Genomic DNA, 16348 nt, shown 5'->3' with positions numbered 1-16348 from the left:
GTTTTAAAATATGATGTTTGGCAGATTTAGTGAGAGATCACAAAAGGTAATTATCTATGCACAAGAAGAAGCAAGAGAATTCAAGCATGGATATGTCGGTACTGAACACATACTCCTGGGAATATTAAAAGAAGATGATGGAATAGCAAAAAAAATTTTAAATGATATGGGAGTAACAATAGATTCAGTTAAAAAGCTGATTAATGAATTTGAAGGACAGGGAGATATGGAATTCTTCAAGAATGAAATACCATTGACTCCAAGAACAAAGAGATTATTAGAATTAAGCCATATAGAGGCCAGAAATTTAAATCATAACTACATCACGCCGGAGCATATATTGTTAGCCCTGATAAGAGAATCTGAGGGTGTAGCCTTCACAATATTATCAAATCTTGGTGTTGATTTTGAAAAGCTTAGAAGGGATGTAGTGCAAAGTATGGCAGGAGAGCAAAAGTCAACTGCCGGTGGAGCAAGCAGAGCTAAAGACCAATCGACTCCTAACTTAAATCAATACGGAAGAGATTTAACAGAGATGGCCAGAGAAGGAAAGCTGGATCCTGTTATAGGGCGAGGCAATGAAACACAAAGAGTACTTGAGATACTTTGCAGGAGAATTAAAAATAACCCATGTTTAATTGGAGACCCAGGTGTAGGTAAAACTGCTATAGCAGAGGGGCTTGCTCAAAGAATTGTGGAAGGAAGTATTCCTGAGATACTAAAGGACAAACGAGTAGTAACTTTGGACCTTTCCTCAATGGTGGCCGGCTCAAAATATAGAGGTGAGTTTGAAGAAAGACTTAAAAAGGTAATGGATGAAATTAGAAAATCAGGAAATGTAATTTTGTTTATTGATGAAATCCATACTATAATTGGTGCCGGTGGAGCTGAGGGAGCTATAGATGCTTCAAATATATTAAAACCTGCTTTGGCAAGAGGTGAAATTCAGTGCATTGGTGCCACTACTATAGAGGAATATAGAAAATATATAGAAAAAGATTCCGCTTTAGAGAGAAGATTTCAGCCTGTGAATGTTGGGGAACCTACTAAGGAAGAAGCCATACAGATACTAATGGGCTTACGAGATAAATATGAAGCCCATCATGGTGTGAAGATCACCGATGAGGCAATCATTGCTGCTGTAAACCTATCAGATAGATATATTACGGACCGTTATCTTCCCGATAAAGCAATTGACCTAATTGATGAAGCAGGAGCAAAAGTTAGAATACAGAATCTTACTACTCCTCCGGACTTGAAAGAGATGGAAGAACAGGTGGAGAAAATAACCAGGGAAAAGGAAGATGCTATAAGAGTTCAGGATTTTGAAAGGGCCGCTAAGCTTAGAGATCTTGAGAAGGAATTAAAAGATAAGCTTGAAAATGAGAAGAAGAACTGGAAAGCTCAAACTGACGTAACTAAGCATATAGTTTCAGAAACACAAATAGCCAGCGTAGTTTCCAAATGGACCAACGTTCCTGTGGAAAAGCTTACTGAAAAGGAATCTGAAAGGTTGCTTAAGTTAGAAGAAATCCTTCATAACAGAGTAATAGGTCAAGAAGAGGCAGTAAAATCAGTAGCTAGAGCTGTTAGAAGGGCCAGAGTGGGCTTAAAGGACCCCAAAAGACCAATTGGTTCCTTTATATTCCTAGGACCTACAGGAGTGGGAAAAACTGAGCTGAGCAAGGCATTGGCGGAAGCTATGTTTGGTGATGAGAATAGTATAATCAGGATAGATATGTCAGAATACATGGAGAAACACGCAGTTTCAAGGCTTATAGGTTCTCCTCCGGGATATGTTGGATATGATGAAGGAGGCCAGCTGTCAGCGAAGGTTAGAAGAAATCCATACTCAGTGGTACTATTTGATGAGATAGAGAAGGCTCATCCCGATGTGTTTAATGTGCTGCTTCAAATTCTGGAGGATGGACGTCTTACTGATGGTAAGGGAAAGACAGTAAGCTTTAAAAATACAATAGTAATAATGACTTCAAACGCTGGAGCCTCTACAATCAAAAAACAAAAATCCATGGGTTTTAATATAGGAGGAGAAAATCAGCGTGAGAGCGAATATGAGAAGATGAAGGAAAATATAATGGAGGAGTTAAAGCGTACCTTCAGACCGGAATTTTTGAACAGAATAGATGATATAATTGTCTTCCATCAACTAGAGGAGAAAGACCTGAAGAAGATAGTGTCCTTAATGCTTAACTCTGTAGCAGGTAGATTAAAGGAACAGGGTATATCCATAGAATTTGATGAGTCTGCTGAGGCATATTTGGCTAAAGAAGGCTTTGATACTGTCTATGGAGCACGACCTTTAAGAAGAGCAATCACTAAAGCCGTAGAAGACAGACTATCTGAAGAGATTTTAAAAGGCAATGTAAAAACAGGCTCTCATATAGTTGTTACAGTTAGGGACAATGAAATGGTATTTAGCAATAAAATTTAGAAATTACGAATTAAAATTTAAGAATTAAGAATGATGGAGGATTTTTCTTCGCTTCTCTAGGAAAAATCTTTAAAATATAATTTTGTAGAAATTCATCTCCGCTGAATTTCATCCATCATTCTTAATTTTTATTCTTATTTTTAAATTGATGAAGTTTAACCTTTCGATAAAATAAAAAAAGTAATGGAGTTGATTTTTTTGGCAAAAGTTAAAACTGTTTACGTATGTCAACAGTGTGGTTATGAATCACCAAAGTGGTTGGGAAAATGTCCGGATTGCAGTGCATGGAATAGTATGATAGAGGAGCAAAAACAAGAAAAGGTGCAGCCAAGATACGCTGCTCTGGATACACGGAGCGTTCCAAAAAGTATTGTACATATTAAATCAGGAAATATAGAGAGATTTGACACCGGCATCGAAGAGTTAAACAGGGTTCTGGGTGGTGGCCTGGTTAAAGGGTCATTAACTTTGATATCAGGTGATCCTGGAATAGGAAAGTCCACTTTATTACTGCAAACCAGCAATAATATTGCTAAAAGATATGGAAAGGTGCTCTATGTTTCTGGAGAGGAGTCAGAAGAACAGATTAAAATCAGAGGGGATAGGCTGAATATAGTTTCGGAAAATCTTTATATTTTGTCTGAAACTAACTTAGAACTTATTCATCAACATATAGATGAAATGAAACCGGCTTTTGTCATTATAGATTCAATTCAGACTTTATACAAGGACAGTATTTCATCGGCTCCGGGAAGTGTTTCACAAGTTAGAGAGTGCTCTAACCATATGATGAGACTGGCTAAGACTAATGATATTCCGTTTTTTATTGTAGCGCATGTTACTAAACAGGGAGAGCTGGCTGGGCCAAGAGTACTGGAACATATGGTGGATACAGTGTTGTCCTTTGAAGGGGAAAGGACAGAGGATATAAGGGTACTGAGAGCTGTAAAGAACAGGTTTGGTACCACCAGTGAAATCGGGGTATTCGAAATGAAAGATGTGGGTCTCATGGAAATCTCAGATCCCTCCAGACTATTTCTTGAGGATGCAAGCTTTAATGCTGAGGGTTCCGTTATAATAGGGGTCATGGAAGGAACACGTCCAATTTTAGTAGAAATTCAAGCCTTGGTTACAGAAACAAAAACTGCTAACCCCAGAAGAACTTCTGTAGGTATAGAAACTTCTAGACTGAACCTAATTCTTGCAGTTTTAGAGAAGAAGCTTAGAATTCCCTTTTATAATTTTGACGTCTACGTGAATGTTGTTGGAGGGCTTAACATTGATGGAACCTATGCAGACTTAGGCTTGGCACTTGCACTGCTATCCAGTATACGAGGCAAAGAATTCAAATTGGAAAAAATGATGGTGGTGGGAGAAGTAGGACTTACCGGAGAGGTTAGGCCTATTGGTGCCTGTGATAGATTGGTAAAAGAGGCCTATAAGCTTGGGTTCAAGAATGTAGTTATACCTGAAAAAAATAAGGCATCAGTAGATCCGAAGCTAGTAAATACTATACTGGTTTCTTCACTAAAGGAAGTATCTTATAAAGTATTTGATGCCAGCTGAGTATATTATAAAATGTTAATAATAACAATAGATATGGGGTACATTGAGATGGTGATTTTATGAGATTGGAAAAGGATAAAGAACTAAAAAGTATATTAAAGATACTAGCACCTGGAACAGCACTGAGAGAGGGGCTAGAAAACATCTTAAGAGCAAAAACTGGAGCCTTGATTGTATTAGGAGACAGTGAGGCTGTTATGAAGCTTGTTGACGGTGGCTTTGCTATAAATGCTGATTATAACCCATCTTATATTTATGAATTGGCGAAGATGGATGGAGCTATAATACTGAGTAGTGACCTAAAAAAGATACTTTATGCAAATACTCAATTGATACCTGAATCTTCCATACCAACTTTTGAAACGGGAACAAGGCACAGAACAGCAAACAGAATAGCAAAGCAAACCGGGGCAATTGTGGTAGCCATATCTCAAAGAAGGCACATAATCACTATTTATAAAAATGACTTAAAATATGTTCTAAGGGAAAGCAGTATTATATTAGCTCGAGCAAATCAAGCCATACAGACCTTAGAAAGATATGTGGCAGTGCTGGATAGAGCACTTAACAACTTAAATCTTCTGGAATTTCAAGATATAGCAACCTTGATGGATGTCATAACAGCTATACAAAGAACTGAGATGGTTATGAGAATTGTAGCTGAAATAGAGAGGTATATATGTGAGCTTGGAAATGAAGGAAGACTAATAACCATGCAATTAAATGAATTAATTAAATATATAGAACAAGATGGAATTTTACTGATTAGAGATTATTGTAAGTCAGGTATGGATTACAACGAGGTTTATAAAGCTATACAAGAATTGACCTCTGAGGAGTTAGTAGATGTAGATATCATTTCAAAACTTTTAGGCTATACCGGTGTACCACTGGTTGATACCCTTATTTCACCAAGGGGTTACCGAATATTAAGTAAAGTACCTAGAATACCTGCTTCAATAATTGAAAATTTAGTAAGAAACTTTAAGGAGCTAAAGGCTGTTATTGAGGCTTCTTATGATGATTTGGATAAGGTTGAAGGTATTGGAGAGGCGAGAGCTAAAGCAATAAGGAATGGTCTTAGAAGAATAAGAGAGCAGGTTATGCTAAATAAGCAGTTCTAGAAAAAATTTAGAACAATAACCTAATGCTATTGTTCTAAATTTTTGTATATTATCTGAAAGTATACTTGCCTAAAGTGTTAATCTTATCGTATTCTTTTATTAAGGAATCGTAGAGATTTACTCCTAGATGATTGCAGAGGGCTGTTAAATAAAATATGTTATTCCCTATTTCTCTTTCGATAACTTCGCGGCAACCTTCGCATAATTCACCGCTAAGATGAGTCTTCATGCAGTCATTTAAGGATTCAATATCGTCATCATCACAAGGAATTTGTTGTTTTGAAGCATCTATTTTAATGCAGCCGCAGTTAGTTACTGATTTGGCTACCGCTCTGTTAATTCGGGCATTTGATTCTTGGAACTTTGTCAAAATATCTAAAATACTTTTATGCCGTAATAGTGATTCGCTTACTTTATCCTGAAGTTCGTCAAATATAACATCTTTCATCAGTCTCAACTCCTTAAATTATTTTGATAAAGTTACCTGTAGTTTAATTATAAAATTCTTTTATTGAAAAGGCAATGAGGCACAGAGTGTTTTTGTCCATGGCAATATGATAAACTATAATAAAGTTCTTTCATAGGGGGATAACTGATGGAAAAGTTTAAAACAATATTTCATAAATATTGAAAATAAGCATTAATTAATATATATTAGTTATAACCCTTAATAGTTAAGAGATTCTAAATTTTTAAATAATACAAAATTCTTAAGGAGGTGAAGGCAATGTTAAATAAAATATTAAGAACCATATTCACTCTGATGGGCTTAGTTATCGGGTATTTTGTTGGTGACATATTGTTAAACACAAATTTTGCAATGGAGTCTGGTTACTTTAACGATAATACTTTCAATAAGATATTAATTTTAGTTTTTATAACACTTTTGTTTGGCATTATTTTATTCTTAATATCACCGCTAATAAATGATTTAATAGCTAAATCCATGGAGTACACAGAAAAAAGCATTCAAAAGTTTCCCGCAAGTGTCATTCTTTTTGGTGCCGGAGGTGCAATAATTGGATTAGCCATATCCACAATGTTGGTAAACGTTCTTACGACTATACCGTATATTGGGACCCTTATATCTGTATCAATAAATATCGTTATGGCTGTGTTAGGGGCAAATATTGCCGTTAAAAAGAAGGATGAACTGATGGCACTATTTTTTAATATGAAAAAAATAGGCAATTCAAAAGACAAAAAAGTAAAAGGTATATCAAAAGCAGATCCTAAGGTATTAGATACATCTGTAATAATTGACGGTAGAATTTTTGATCTTTGCCAGACTGGTTTCATAGAGGGTCCACTCATAATTCCTAATTTCGTATTAGAAGAGCTGAGACATATAGCAGACTCCTCAGATACTTTGAAAAGAAACCGTGGGAGAAGAGGCTTAGATATATTAAACAAAATACAAAAGGAATTAAAGATGGAAGTTGTAATTAGTGAAAAGGACTTTCCTGATATTGCGGAAGTGGATAGCAAGCTGCTTAAGCTTTGCCAAGCTATTGGAGGGAAGGTAATCACTAATGATTATAACTTAAATAAAGTTGCAGAATTTCAAGGGGTACCAGTACTGAACATAAACGAACTTGCCAACGCAATAAAACCTATAGTACTACCTGGGGAAGAGATGAAAATCCAAGTGGTAAAGGACGGTAAGGAATCCGGACAAGGAATAGCATATCTGGATGACGGTACAATGATAGTAGTAGAAGGTGGAAGAAAGTTCATTGGAGAATTTATTGATGTCATAGTAACTTCAGTACTTCAAACTGCTGCAGGTAGAATGATATTTGCCAAGCAAAAGGAAATGTTAGAAAAGGCTAATTAGGAAGGTTGAAAGATGATAAAATCATATATAGCATTAATTGTGGCAGCGGGCAAAGGAACCAGAATGGGGAGTAAAATAAGCAAGCAATTTTTACAGATTAACGGAAAGCCAATTTTGTATTATGCAATAAAATCCTTTGCTGAATGTGATAAAATTGACTCGATTGCCTTGGTTTTAGCTGAGGAAAACATTGAATATGTAAAGACAGAGATAATTGAGAAATACCGATTGGATAAAGTGAAGGTTTTAGCGGCAGGTGGAAAGGAAAGACAACAGTCAGTATTAAATGGACTGAAAGCATTAAATAATTGCGGTATTGTTCTCATTCATGATGGTGCTAGACCTTTTGTAGGAAAGGATATTATTGAAAATGGTATAGCCTACGCTGAAAAATATAGTGCAGCGGCCTGTGGTGTTAGGCCAAAGGATACAATCAAGGTCATTGATAAAGAAGGATTTTCCATCAGCACTCCGGATAGAGATACTCTGATTGCTGTTCAAACACCGCAATGCTTCAATTACGATTTGATATTAGCTTGTCACCAGAAAGCAGAGTTAGAAGGTTTTAAAGCTACGGATGATACAATGGTGGCTGAACATTATGGTCATAAGGTGTTTTTATATGAGGGTGATTATAAAAATATAAAGATTACTACTCCTGAAGATATGCTGATAGGAGAAGAAATTTTAAAGCAAATGCATTAAATCTCCGAGATATTGACAGGGTATTTATTAGAAATTATAATTAGTTATTATAAAAGTGCATAGTACGCTATGAAGAAGAATAGTAGAAAAACATACAGAGAGAAAATCATTTGCTGAGAGATTTTCAAATTTTCGAACCCGCTTCTGAGCTGTAGTTAATCACTACCGGTAATTCCGTTAAAGTAATGAGTACAAATTTAGGTGGTACCGCGATAAAACTCGCCCTAATATAGGGTGAGTTTTTTTAATTTATGTTAATAATAAAAAATATATAACTTTGAGTGAGAAAGATTAGGAGGAAGATTCATGTCAAAGAATAAGAAGATGGTAGAAGCTATAACTAGTATGGATGAGGATTTTGCACAATGGTATACTGATATCGTAAAGAAGGCTGAGTTGGTAGATTATGCAAGCGTTAAGGGCTGCATGATTATTAGACCTTATGGTTACGCCATATGGGAAAACATACAGAAGGATTTAGATGCCAGATTTAAAGAAACTGGCCATGAAAATGTATATATGCCTATGTTTATACCGGAATCACTGCTGCAAAAGGAAAAGGAGCATGTTGAAGGTTTTGCTCCGGAGGTTGCTTGGGTAACTCATTTTGGAGAAGAAAAGCTTACAGAGAAGCTATGTGTTCGACCAACCTCAGAAACCTTATTTTGTGAGCATTATTCCAAGATAGTTCAATCTTACAATGACCTGCCAAAGCTCTACAATCAATGGTGCTCTGTTGTAAGATGTGAAAAGACAACAAGACCATTCTTAAGAACTACAGAATTTTTATGGCAGGAAGGACATACAGTACATGCTACTGCTGAAGAGGCTCAGCAAGAGACTATAAGAATGTTGAATGTCTATGCTGCACATTGTGAAGAAATACTTGCGATTCCTGTAGTAAAGGGTCAAAAGACTGAAAAGGAGAAGTTTGCAGGAGCAAAGGCTACATACACCATAGAGAGTTTAATGCATGATGGAAAGGCACTTCAGACAGGTACTTCTCATAATTTTGGTGACAATTTTGCTAAAGCATTTAATATACAATACACAGATAACACCGGTAAGCTCCAATATGTACATGAAACATCCTGGGGTATGACCACAAGGTTAATTGGTGCGGTTATTATGGTTCATGGGGATGACAACGGTCTTGTACTACCTCCAAGAATTGCTCCAATTCAGCTAGTTATTGTTCCTATTGCACAGCATAAGGAAGGTGTTTTGGAGAAGGCTGAAGAACTTAAGGGTAGACTTTCAAAGTTAGTAAGAATTAGGCTTGATTCATCTAATAAGATGCCAGGATGGAAGTTTGCTGAGTATGAAATGAAGGGTGTTCCGCTGAGATTGGAAATTGGACCTAAGGATATAGAAAACAATCAATGTATACTTGCAAGAAGAGATACAGGAGAAAAGTTAACTGTTGCTCTTGATGAAATAGAAACAGTAGTTCCGCAACTTCTAGAAACTATTCAGAAAGATATGCTTAAAAGAGCAAGAGAAAACAGAGATAAAAATACATTCTCTGTAAGAACTCTGGAGGAGTTTGTGAATACAATAGAAACTAAACCTGGCTTTATAAAGGCAATGTGGTGCGGGGAAAGAGAATGTGAAGACAAGATAAAGGAATTAACTTCTGCTACATCAAGGTGTATACCATTTGAACAGGAGAAAATCAGTGATACTTGTGTTTGTTGTGGAAAGCCGGCCAAACATATGGTATATTGGGGAAAAGCTTATTAAAAAGAGAGTTTTGTCTATAAGTGCATTATGTAATAATCAGATAGGGAGGTATAGAATGAAGATTTATAATACCCTAAAGAGGACAAAAGAGGAGTTTGTACCTCTAAAGGAGGGCGAGGTTAGCATGTACGTATGTGGACCTACTGTATATAATTTATTTCACATAGGCAATGCTAGAACTTTTATTGTCTTTGACACCATAAGAAGGTATTTAGAGTATAGGGGATACAAAGTTAAGTTTGTTCAAAATTTTACAGATATAGATGACAAGATGATAAAAAGAGCTAATGAGGAAGCTACTACGGTTAAGGAATTAGGAGATAGATATATTAGCGAATATTATAAGGATGCGGATGGGCTAAATATCAAGAGAGCTACTGTAAATCCAAGAGCTACCCAGTTTATTGATGAGATTATTGTTTTTGTCCAGGACTTGATAGAAAAGGGCTATGCTTATGAAGTAGATGGAGATGTGTATTTTAGTACCAAGAAATTTAATGAATATGGTAAGCTTTCAGGGCAGAACCTTGAAGACTTGCAGGCAGGGGCAAGAATAGACGTAGATGATAGAAAAAAGGATCCGATGGATTTTGCTGTATGGAAAAAGCAGAAGCCAGGAGAACCTGCTTGGGAAAGTCCGTGGGGACTAGGGAGACCAGGTTGGCATATTGAATGCTCCTGCATGGCTGATAAGCTTCTAGGAAAAACTATAGATATTCATGCTGGGGGTACTGACTTAATATTCCCTCACCATGAAAATGAGATTGCACAAAGTGAATGCAGAAATAATACTGAATTTGCAAGGTATTGGATGCATGCGGCGTTTATTAATGTAAATAATCAGAAGATGTCTAAATCACTAAACAACTTCTTTACTGTAAGAGAGATACTTGAAAGGTACGATTCTGATGTTGTACGATTCTTTATGCTGTCAGGACATTACAGAACTCAAATGAACTTCAGCATAGAACTGCTTGATTCTGCTAGAGCATCAGTTGAAAGACTTTATAATACTATAGGAAACTTAGAAAGACTTCTAGAAGAGGTTAAGTTAGAGGAATTGCAAGAAAAGGAAAAGGCTTTTGTGGAAACTCTAATTTCATATAGAGACAAATATATTGAGAAGATGGACGATGACTTTAACACAGCAGACGCTATCTCAGTGATATTTGATTTAATTAGGGATATTAATATAAATATTTCTCCAGAATCTTCAAAGGCTATTATAGAAAAGTCATTGGCTATCATTAGAGAATTAGGCTCTCCTCTAGGAATACTGCAAAAGTCTACAAAAGTAACTTTGGAAGAAGAGGTTGAGAAGCTCATTGAAGAAAGACAAAAGGCAAGAAAAGAGAAGAATTGGGCCCTGGCTGATAAGATAAGAGATGACTTAAAGGTTAGAGGAATAGTGTTGGAAGACACCCCACAGGGAGTAAGATGGTTTATTAAGCAGTAATATAATTTTTGTTAAAAGGGTTATGCTAATTATGTTATATTTAGTTAGCTTAACCCTTTTGTCAGTATTGAATTTGCTTCAAAAGTAATGTATAGTAAATTCTAGTCTGATGACTTTGTTTATTAAGGAGAAGAAAAATGATTTTTAGCTATACAGGGAGAAAGTTCACAATAGATGAAGCCAGAAGGATGAACAGTCTGGCATTAGCATATATAGGAGACGCCGTTTTTGAGGTGATGGTAAGAGAACACCTGTTGATAAATAATACTAATTTATCTGCCCACAAGTTGCATGTGAAGGCTATCTCCTATGTGAAGGCTAGTTCACAATGTGCTTTTGTCAGAAAATTGGAAGAGCATTTCACTGAAGAAGAAATGCAAGTTTTTAAAAAAGGGCGGAATGCAAAATCACCTACTATGCCCAAAAATACCAGCGTATCAGATTATAGAACAGCTACAGGTTTTGAGGCTTTGCTAGGATATTTATACATAACAGCGCAAATTGATAGACTTGAGCTATTTATGAACATAATATTTAATGATAAAAAAGTTACTAAGGAGTGATTATATGAGGATGACCAAAGGACCAAATAAAAAAGATGACGCCAGAGATAGAAGAGAAACTAGGAATCTTAAGGATAGTAGAGAAAGGTCGGATTTTAAAAGGGAAAGATCACATTCCAGAGCTGTTGAGGAGAATAATGTTGTTATAAGAGAAGATTTAATTGAAGGTAGAAATGCGGTAATAGAGGCCCTTAGAGGTGGCAGAACCATTGAACAGATACTGTTGGCTAAAGGGGATTTAGAGGGCGCAGTAAATGTAATATTGGCGCTGGCTAAAGAGAAGGGCATAGTTGTAAAAGAGGTAGACAGAAGAAAACTGGATGCAATGTCTTCCACAGGAAGTCACCAAGGTGTAATAGCTCAAACAACACCCTATAGTTACTGTGAATTGGAGGATATACTTCAATATGCCAAAGAAAAGAGAGAGGATCCGTTTATTGTTTTATTAGATGAAATAGAAGATCCTCATAATTTAGGGTCAATAATTAGAACCGCTGAAGTTTGTGGTGCCCATGGAATAGTAATTCCTAAAAGAAGAAATGTAGGAGTCACGGCTTCTGTTTACAAGTCAAGCGTAGGGGCGGTAGAATATGTTAAAATTGCGAAGGTTACAAACATCAATACTGCAATTGAGAATTTAAAAGAGAGCGGGGTTTGGGTATATGGTGCTGACATGGATGGGGAAGAGTTTTGCTATCAGACATCTTTCAAAGGAGCTGTTGCATTAGTTATAGGCAGTGAGGGAAGAGGTATATCCAGACTTACTAAGGAAAAATGCGATAAGATTATTAAGATACCGATGAAAGGTAATGTAAACTCATTGAATGCGTCAGTGGCAGCTGGAATAATCATGTATGAAGTGTTAAAAAGCAGACTATAGTTGGAAATTAAAATATCTTCCTTGGAGTTTTTATCCTATGGAAGATATTTTTGTGGTTTAGAAATGTATGAGAAAAAAATATGAATAAGAAAAAATTAACTTTAAAAATAACATATAAAAGGTGTTGGAAGAAGTTGAGAAAATTAGCAGAAACCGTTGAATTATCTTGACTTATACTTTTAATATACGGTATAATCTAAGAGGTGACATATGAAAAGCTGGGGGGGAGACCTTTGGAAATGCGGGGAAGGTGCTTAAAAACGTTTACAAACTTTGGTGACAAACTTGACGAAGAAGTGGTAATAGAGGCGAAAAAAGGTGATGTCAGAGCACAGGAATATTTGATTAATAAATATCAAAACTTTGTAAAAGCGAAAGCTAAATCTTACTTTCTTATAGGGGCAGACAAAGAAGATATATATCAAGAAGGTATGATAGGGCTTTATAAAGCTATAAGAGATTTCAAACCTGACAAGCTATCTTCCTTTAAGGCTTTTGCGGAGCTATGTGTTACTAGACAAATAATAACCGCAATAAAAACAGCAACCCGTCAAAAACATATACCTCTTAATACATATGTTTCATTGAATAAACCTATTTATGATGAGGAATCTGATAGGACATTATTGGACGTACTGTCTAGTTTAAAGGTATCTGACCCGGAAGAATTGATTATAAGCAAAGAAGAGATGAGTCATATTGAAACAGAAATCGGAGAGGTGCTCTCTGATTTGGAAATGGAAGTGCTCATGTCATATCTTGATGGTAAGTCATATCAAGAAATCGCCTGTGATCTTGATAGGCATGCTAAATCCATAGATAATGCACTGCAGAGAGTAAAAAGAAAATTAGAAAAATGTTTAACTAATAGATAAAATTTCATATTGACAAATCACAATAACAGTAGTAAAATCTTTAATTGTTACATGTATGAGAGAAAAGCGGGTGTAACTCAATGGTAGAGTTCTAGCTTCCCAAGCTAGCTACGAGGGTTCGATTCCCTTCACTCGCTCCATATATTGCCCATATAGCTCAGTAGGCAGAGCGTCACCTTGGTAAGGTGGAGGTCACCGGTTCGATCCCGGTTATGGGCTCCATTTAATACATACAACACGCCAGGCAAAGTTTATTTGTAATTATAGATATATAAGGAGGAAAAACCAAATGGCAAAGGCAAAATTTGAAAGAAGCAAACCACATGTTAACATTGGAACAATCGGTCACGTAGACCATGGTAAGACAACATTAACAGCAGCTATTACAACAGTATTAGCAAACAAGGGATATGCACAGGCAACAAAGTATGACGAAATAGATAAGGCACCAGAAGAAAAAGAAAGAGGAATCACAATCAACACAGCACACGTTGAATATCAAACAGACAACAGACACTATGCACACGTTGACTGTCCAGGACACGCTGACTATGTAAAGAACATGATTACAGGAGCAGCACAGATGGACGGTGCTATACTAGTATGTAGTGCAGCAGACGGTCCAATGCCACAGACAAGAGAACATATATTACTTGCATCAAGAGTAGGTGTTGACTATATAGTAGTATTCTTAAACAAGGCAGATATGGTAGACGATCCAGAACTACTTGAATTAGTAGAAATGGAAGTTAGAGACTTGTTAAGTGAATACAAGTTCCCAGGAGATGAAATACCGGTAGTAACTGGATCAGCATTAAGAGCATTAGAAAACCCAACAGATCCAGAAGCTACAAAGTGCATAGAAGAGTTAATGGCAGCAGTAGATAGCTACATTCCAACACCACAGAGAGCAACAGATAAGCCATTCTTAATGCCAGTAGAAGATGTATTCACAATCACTGGTAGAGGAACAGTTGCAACAGGAAGAGTTGAAAGAGGAGTACTGCACGTAGGTGACGAAGTAGAAATAGTAGGACTCAGCGAAGAAAAGAAGAAGACAGTTTGTACAGGAGTAGAAATGTTCAGAAAGCTACTTGATGAAGCACAAGCTGGAGATAACATAGGAGCATTATTAAGAGGTATACAGAGAAGTGAAATCGAAAGAGGTCAGGTTCTAGCAAAGCCAAATACAGTACAGCCACACAAGAAATTCGTAGGTCAAGTATACGTATTAAAGAAAGAAGAAGGTGGAAGACATACACCATTCTTTGATGGATACAGACCACAGTTCTACTTCAGAACAACAGACGTTACAGGAACAATCAAACTTCCAGAAGGAATGGAAATGGTTATGCCAGGAGACCACATCGACATGACTGTTGAATTAATTACTCCAGTAGCAATGGATGAAGGATTAAGATTTGCTATAAGAGAAGGCGGAAGAACAGTAGGTTCAGGTGTTGTTACTAAGATAATAGAGTAATAATACAATTGGTATATTCAAATATTTAATAGGACTGGGTTTCAGGACCTGGTCCTTTTGAAAGTATTAAACATTGACATAATCATATAATATATGATAAATTATTTTAGTGATATTAAGCAAAAGGCACCGTTAGACTCATAAGAATTTGGAGGTGTAGATAGTGAGAGTTAAGATTACATTGGCCTGCACTGAATGCAAGCAAAGAAATTACAATTCTATGAAGAACAAGAAAAATGATCCTGATAGATTGGAAATGAGAAAGTACTGCAAGTTTTGCCACAAGCATACAGCTCATAAAGAGACAAAGTAATTTCATATAAAAATGTCTTATAAATTTTAAGGATGTGGATTTAATGGCTGTGGAGAGTAGAGTAAAAGAGAAAAGGAAAAAAAGTGTATTGGCCTCAATCACAGGTGTTTTCAGAGGATTTAAGGCAGAAGCGAAAAGAATAACATGGCCAACAAAAAAAGATGTAAAGAAAGCGTCTATTACAGTGTTTACTTTATGTGCGATTTATATGGTATATGTGGTAGTTTTAGATGCTGGATTCAAGTATCTATTTAATTTAATACTTGGAATAAAGTAAAAAAAAGGAGGCCGGAGTGGTTTATCTGCTCCTAAGCGTATGAGTGAAAGAGCTAGATGGTATGTTGTCCATACGTACTCTGGTTATGAAAACAAAGTAAAAGCCAATCTTGAAAAAACTATTGAAAATAGAAACTTACATGACTTAATCCATGACGTTCAGGTGCCAATGGAGGAAGTTGTGGAAGAAAAGGATGGCAAGAAAAAAATTACACAAAAGAAGATTTTTCCAGGGTATGTTTTAGTGAAAATGGTTATGAATGATGATTCCTGGTATGTAGTTAGAAATACTAGAGGTGTAACAGGATTTGTTGGTCCGGGATCAAAACCAGTACCATTGACCGATGATGAGGTTGATTCTATGGGTATAGTTGAAAAGCCAGTAGATATCGACTTGGAGGTTGGTGAAACGGTGAAGATTATTTCTGGACCGCTAGAGAACTTTGTCGCTATAATTAAAGAGATTAATCTCGAAAAGCACAAGGCAAAGGCATTGGTTGATATGTTCGGTAGGGAAACCCCTATTGAAGTGGATTTCAACCAAATTGAAAAACTCGATTAATGCTAGTAAACCTGGGTTTTTACCGGGGTTTCAATAAGTGGGAGGGAATTATCCCGATAAACCACATAATAGGAGGTGTAAACACATGGCTAAGAAAGTAACAGGAATGATAAAGCTTCAACTTCCTGCAGGAAAAGCAACTCCAGCTCCACCAGTTGGTCCAGCTCTTGGTCAACATGGTGTTAATATCATGGGATTCTGTAAGGAATTTAATGCAAGAACAGCTAATCAAGCAGGATTAATTATACCTGTTGTAATTACTGTTTATCAGGACAGATCTTTCAGTTTTATTCTTAAGACACCACCAGCTGCAGTTCTATTAAAGAAGGCTTGTGGAATTGAAAGTGGTTCTGCTGTACCTAACAGAACAAAGGTTGCAAAAGTTACAAAGGCTCAGTTAAGACAAATTGCTGAACTTAAGATGCCTGATTTAAATGCAGCATCAGTTGAGGCAGCGATGAGCATGATAGCTGGAACAGCTAGAAGCATGGGTATAACAGTAGAAGAATAATT

The 16348-nt window shown here is 36.4% G+C and carries 16 protein-coding genes, 2 tRNA genes and 1 other annotated feature; of the genes, 17 read left to right on the top strand and 1 reads right to left on the bottom strand.

From position 1 onward, the window contains the following. Positions 1 to 10: 10 nt before the first annotated feature. From FHY60_RS15565 to disA, 3 genes are all read left to right on the top strand, one after another. Positions 11 to 2452: an ATP-dependent Clp protease ATP-binding subunit gene (locus FHY60_RS15565; RefSeq protein ID WP_139905896.1), complete on the top strand. Its 2442-nt coding sequence runs from the start codon at positions 11 to 13 to the stop codon at positions 2450 to 2452. Positions 2453 to 2650: 198 nt separating this feature from the next. Continuing rightward, the gene (gene radA, locus FHY60_RS15560; RefSeq protein WP_139905895.1) at positions 2651 to 4018 is read left to right on the top strand and encodes a DNA repair protein RadA; all 1368 of its coding nucleotides are present in this window, start codon (positions 2651 to 2653) and stop codon (positions 4016 to 4018) included. 59 nt (positions 4019 to 4077) lie between these two features. Further along, a complete protein-coding gene (disA, locus tag FHY60_RS15555) occupies positions 4078 to 5142 on the top strand; it encodes a DNA integrity scanning diadenylate cyclase DisA (protein WP_139905894.1) in 1065 nt (354 codons plus the stop codon). Between the two features lie 49 nt (positions 5143 to 5191). Here disA and FHY60_RS15550 read toward each other — a convergent pair whose 3' ends face one another. Then, positions 5192 to 5590: a nucleoside triphosphate pyrophosphohydrolase family protein gene (locus FHY60_RS15550; RefSeq protein WP_139905893.1), complete on the bottom strand. Its 399-nt coding sequence runs from the start codon at positions 5588 to 5590 to the stop codon at positions 5192 to 5194. 279 nt (positions 5591 to 5869) lie between these two features. Between FHY60_RS15550 and FHY60_RS15545 the strand changes: the two genes are divergently transcribed. From FHY60_RS15545 to rplK, 14 genes are all read left to right on the top strand, one after another. Further along, positions 5870 to 6979, top strand: a complete 1110-nt coding sequence (locus FHY60_RS15545; protein ID WP_139905892.1) for a PIN/TRAM domain-containing protein — start codon at positions 5870 to 5872, stop codon at positions 6977 to 6979. Positions 6980 to 6991: 12 nt separating this feature from the next. After that, entirely contained in the window at positions 6992 to 7684 is a 693-nt protein-coding gene (ispD, locus tag FHY60_RS15540; RefSeq protein ID WP_139905891.1) for a 2-C-methyl-D-erythritol 4-phosphate cytidylyltransferase, read from the top strand. A 60-nt stretch (positions 7685 to 7744) separates the two neighbouring features. Next, positions 7745 to 7914 (top strand) — a binding site (T-box leader). Positions 7915 to 7990: 76 nt separating this feature from the next. Further along, the gene (gene proS / locus FHY60_RS15535; protein ID WP_139905890.1) at positions 7991 to 9427 is read left to right on the top strand and encodes a proline--tRNA ligase; all 1437 of its coding nucleotides are present in this window, start codon (positions 7991 to 7993) and stop codon (positions 9425 to 9427) included. A gap of 55 nt (positions 9428 to 9482) precedes the next feature. Beyond that, the gene (gene cysS / locus FHY60_RS15530) at positions 9483 to 10883 is read left to right on the top strand and encodes a cysteine--tRNA ligase (RefSeq protein WP_139905889.1); all 1401 of its coding nucleotides are present in this window, start codon (positions 9483 to 9485) and stop codon (positions 10881 to 10883) included. Positions 10884 to 11020: 137 nt separating this feature from the next. Further along, entirely contained in the window at positions 11021 to 11446 is a 426-nt protein-coding gene (locus tag FHY60_RS15525; RefSeq protein ID WP_139905888.1) for a Mini-ribonuclease 3, read from the top strand. Between the two features lie 10 nt (positions 11447 to 11456). Further along, positions 11457 to 12326 carry a 23S rRNA (guanosine(2251)-2'-O)-methyltransferase RlmB gene (gene rlmB, locus FHY60_RS15520; protein ID WP_139906475.1) on the top strand — a complete coding sequence of 290 codons (870 nt, stop codon included), beginning with the start codon at positions 11457 to 11459 and terminating at the stop codon, positions 12324 to 12326. Positions 12327 to 12565: 239 nt separating this feature from the next. Continuing rightward, the gene (gene sigH, locus FHY60_RS15515; protein ID WP_139906474.1) at positions 12566 to 13201 is read left to right on the top strand and encodes an RNA polymerase sporulation sigma factor SigH; all 636 of its coding nucleotides are present in this window, start codon (positions 12566 to 12568) and stop codon (positions 13199 to 13201) included. A gap of 66 nt (positions 13202 to 13267) precedes the next feature. Next, positions 13268 to 13341: transfer RNA gene (locus tag FHY60_RS15510), tRNA-Gly, on the top strand. Positions 13342 to 13347: 6 nt separating this feature from the next. Then, positions 13348 to 13423: transfer RNA gene (locus FHY60_RS15505), tRNA-Thr, on the top strand. Positions 13424 to 13490: 67 nt separating this feature from the next. Beyond that, entirely contained in the window at positions 13491 to 14684 is a 1194-nt protein-coding gene (gene tuf, locus FHY60_RS15500; protein ID WP_139905874.1) for an elongation factor Tu, read from the top strand. A gap of 163 nt (positions 14685 to 14847) precedes the next feature. Continuing rightward, entirely contained in the window at positions 14848 to 14997 is a 150-nt protein-coding gene (rpmG, locus tag FHY60_RS15495; RefSeq protein WP_139905887.1) for a 50S ribosomal protein L33, read from the top strand. Positions 14998 to 15040: 43 nt separating this feature from the next. Beyond that, entirely contained in the window at positions 15041 to 15274 is a 234-nt protein-coding gene (gene secE, locus FHY60_RS15490) for a preprotein translocase subunit SecE (RefSeq protein WP_139905886.1), read from the top strand. A 39-nt stretch (positions 15275 to 15313) separates the two neighbouring features. Next, positions 15314 to 15835, top strand: a complete 522-nt coding sequence (gene nusG, locus FHY60_RS15485; RefSeq protein ID WP_139905885.1) for a transcription termination/antitermination protein NusG — start codon at positions 15314 to 15316, stop codon at positions 15833 to 15835. Between the two features lie 85 nt (positions 15836 to 15920). Continuing rightward, positions 15921 to 16346 carry a 50S ribosomal protein L11 gene (gene rplK, locus FHY60_RS15480; protein WP_139905884.1) on the top strand — a complete coding sequence of 142 codons (426 nt, stop codon included), beginning with the start codon at positions 15921 to 15923 and terminating at the stop codon, positions 16344 to 16346. Positions 16347 to 16348 lie beyond the last annotated feature (2 nt).

Source organism: Clostridium thermarum (genome assembly GCF_006351925.1).
Classification (GTDB): Bacteria; Bacillota; Clostridia; order Clostridiales; family Clostridiaceae; genus Clostridium_AU; species Clostridium_AU thermarum.
Note: the sequence above shows the minus strand (reverse complement) of the source record. Positions and strands in the feature narration are given on the sequence as shown.

Excerpts from the sequence above, each read along its gene's own strand:
- FHY60_RS15565 (WP_139905896.1), top strand. The coding sequence starts at position 11 with ATGATGTTTGGCAGATTTAGTGAGAGATCACAAAAGGTAATTATCTAT.
- disA (WP_139905894.1), top strand. The coding sequence starts at position 4,078 with ATGAGATTGGAAAAGGATAAAGAACTAAAAAGTATATTAAAGATACTA.
- FHY60_RS15550 (WP_139905893.1), bottom strand. The coding sequence starts at position 5,590 with ATGAAAGATGTTATATTTGACGAACTTCAGGATAAAGTAAGCGAATCA.
- FHY60_RS15545 (WP_139905892.1), top strand. The coding sequence starts at position 5,870 with ATGTTAAATAAAATATTAAGAACCATATTCACTCTGATGGGCTTAGTT.
- ispD (WP_139905891.1), top strand. The coding sequence starts at position 6,992 with ATGATAAAATCATATATAGCATTAATTGTGGCAGCGGGCAAAGGAACC.
- proS (WP_139905890.1), top strand. The coding sequence starts at position 7,991 with ATGTCAAAGAATAAGAAGATGGTAGAAGCTATAACTAGTATGGATGAG.
- cysS (WP_139905889.1), top strand. The coding sequence starts at position 9,483 with ATGAAGATTTATAATACCCTAAAGAGGACAAAAGAGGAGTTTGTACCT.
- FHY60_RS15525 (WP_139905888.1), top strand. The coding sequence starts at position 11,021 with ATGATTTTTAGCTATACAGGGAGAAAGTTCACAATAGATGAAGCCAGA.
- rlmB (WP_139906475.1), top strand. The coding sequence starts at position 11,457 with ATGACCAAAGGACCAAATAAAAAAGATGACGCCAGAGATAGAAGAGAA.
- sigH (WP_139906474.1), top strand. The coding sequence starts at position 12,566 with ATGCGGGGAAGGTGCTTAAAAACGTTTACAAACTTTGGTGACAAACTT.
- tuf (WP_139905874.1), top strand. The coding sequence starts at position 13,491 with ATGGCAAAGGCAAAATTTGAAAGAAGCAAACCACATGTTAACATTGGA.
- secE (WP_139905886.1), top strand. The coding sequence starts at position 15,041 with ATGGCTGTGGAGAGTAGAGTAAAAGAGAAAAGGAAAAAAAGTGTATTG.
- nusG (WP_139905885.1), top strand. The coding sequence starts at position 15,314 with ATGAGTGAAAGAGCTAGATGGTATGTTGTCCATACGTACTCTGGTTAT.
- rplK (WP_139905884.1), top strand. The coding sequence starts at position 15,921 with ATGGCTAAGAAAGTAACAGGAATGATAAAGCTTCAACTTCCTGCAGGA.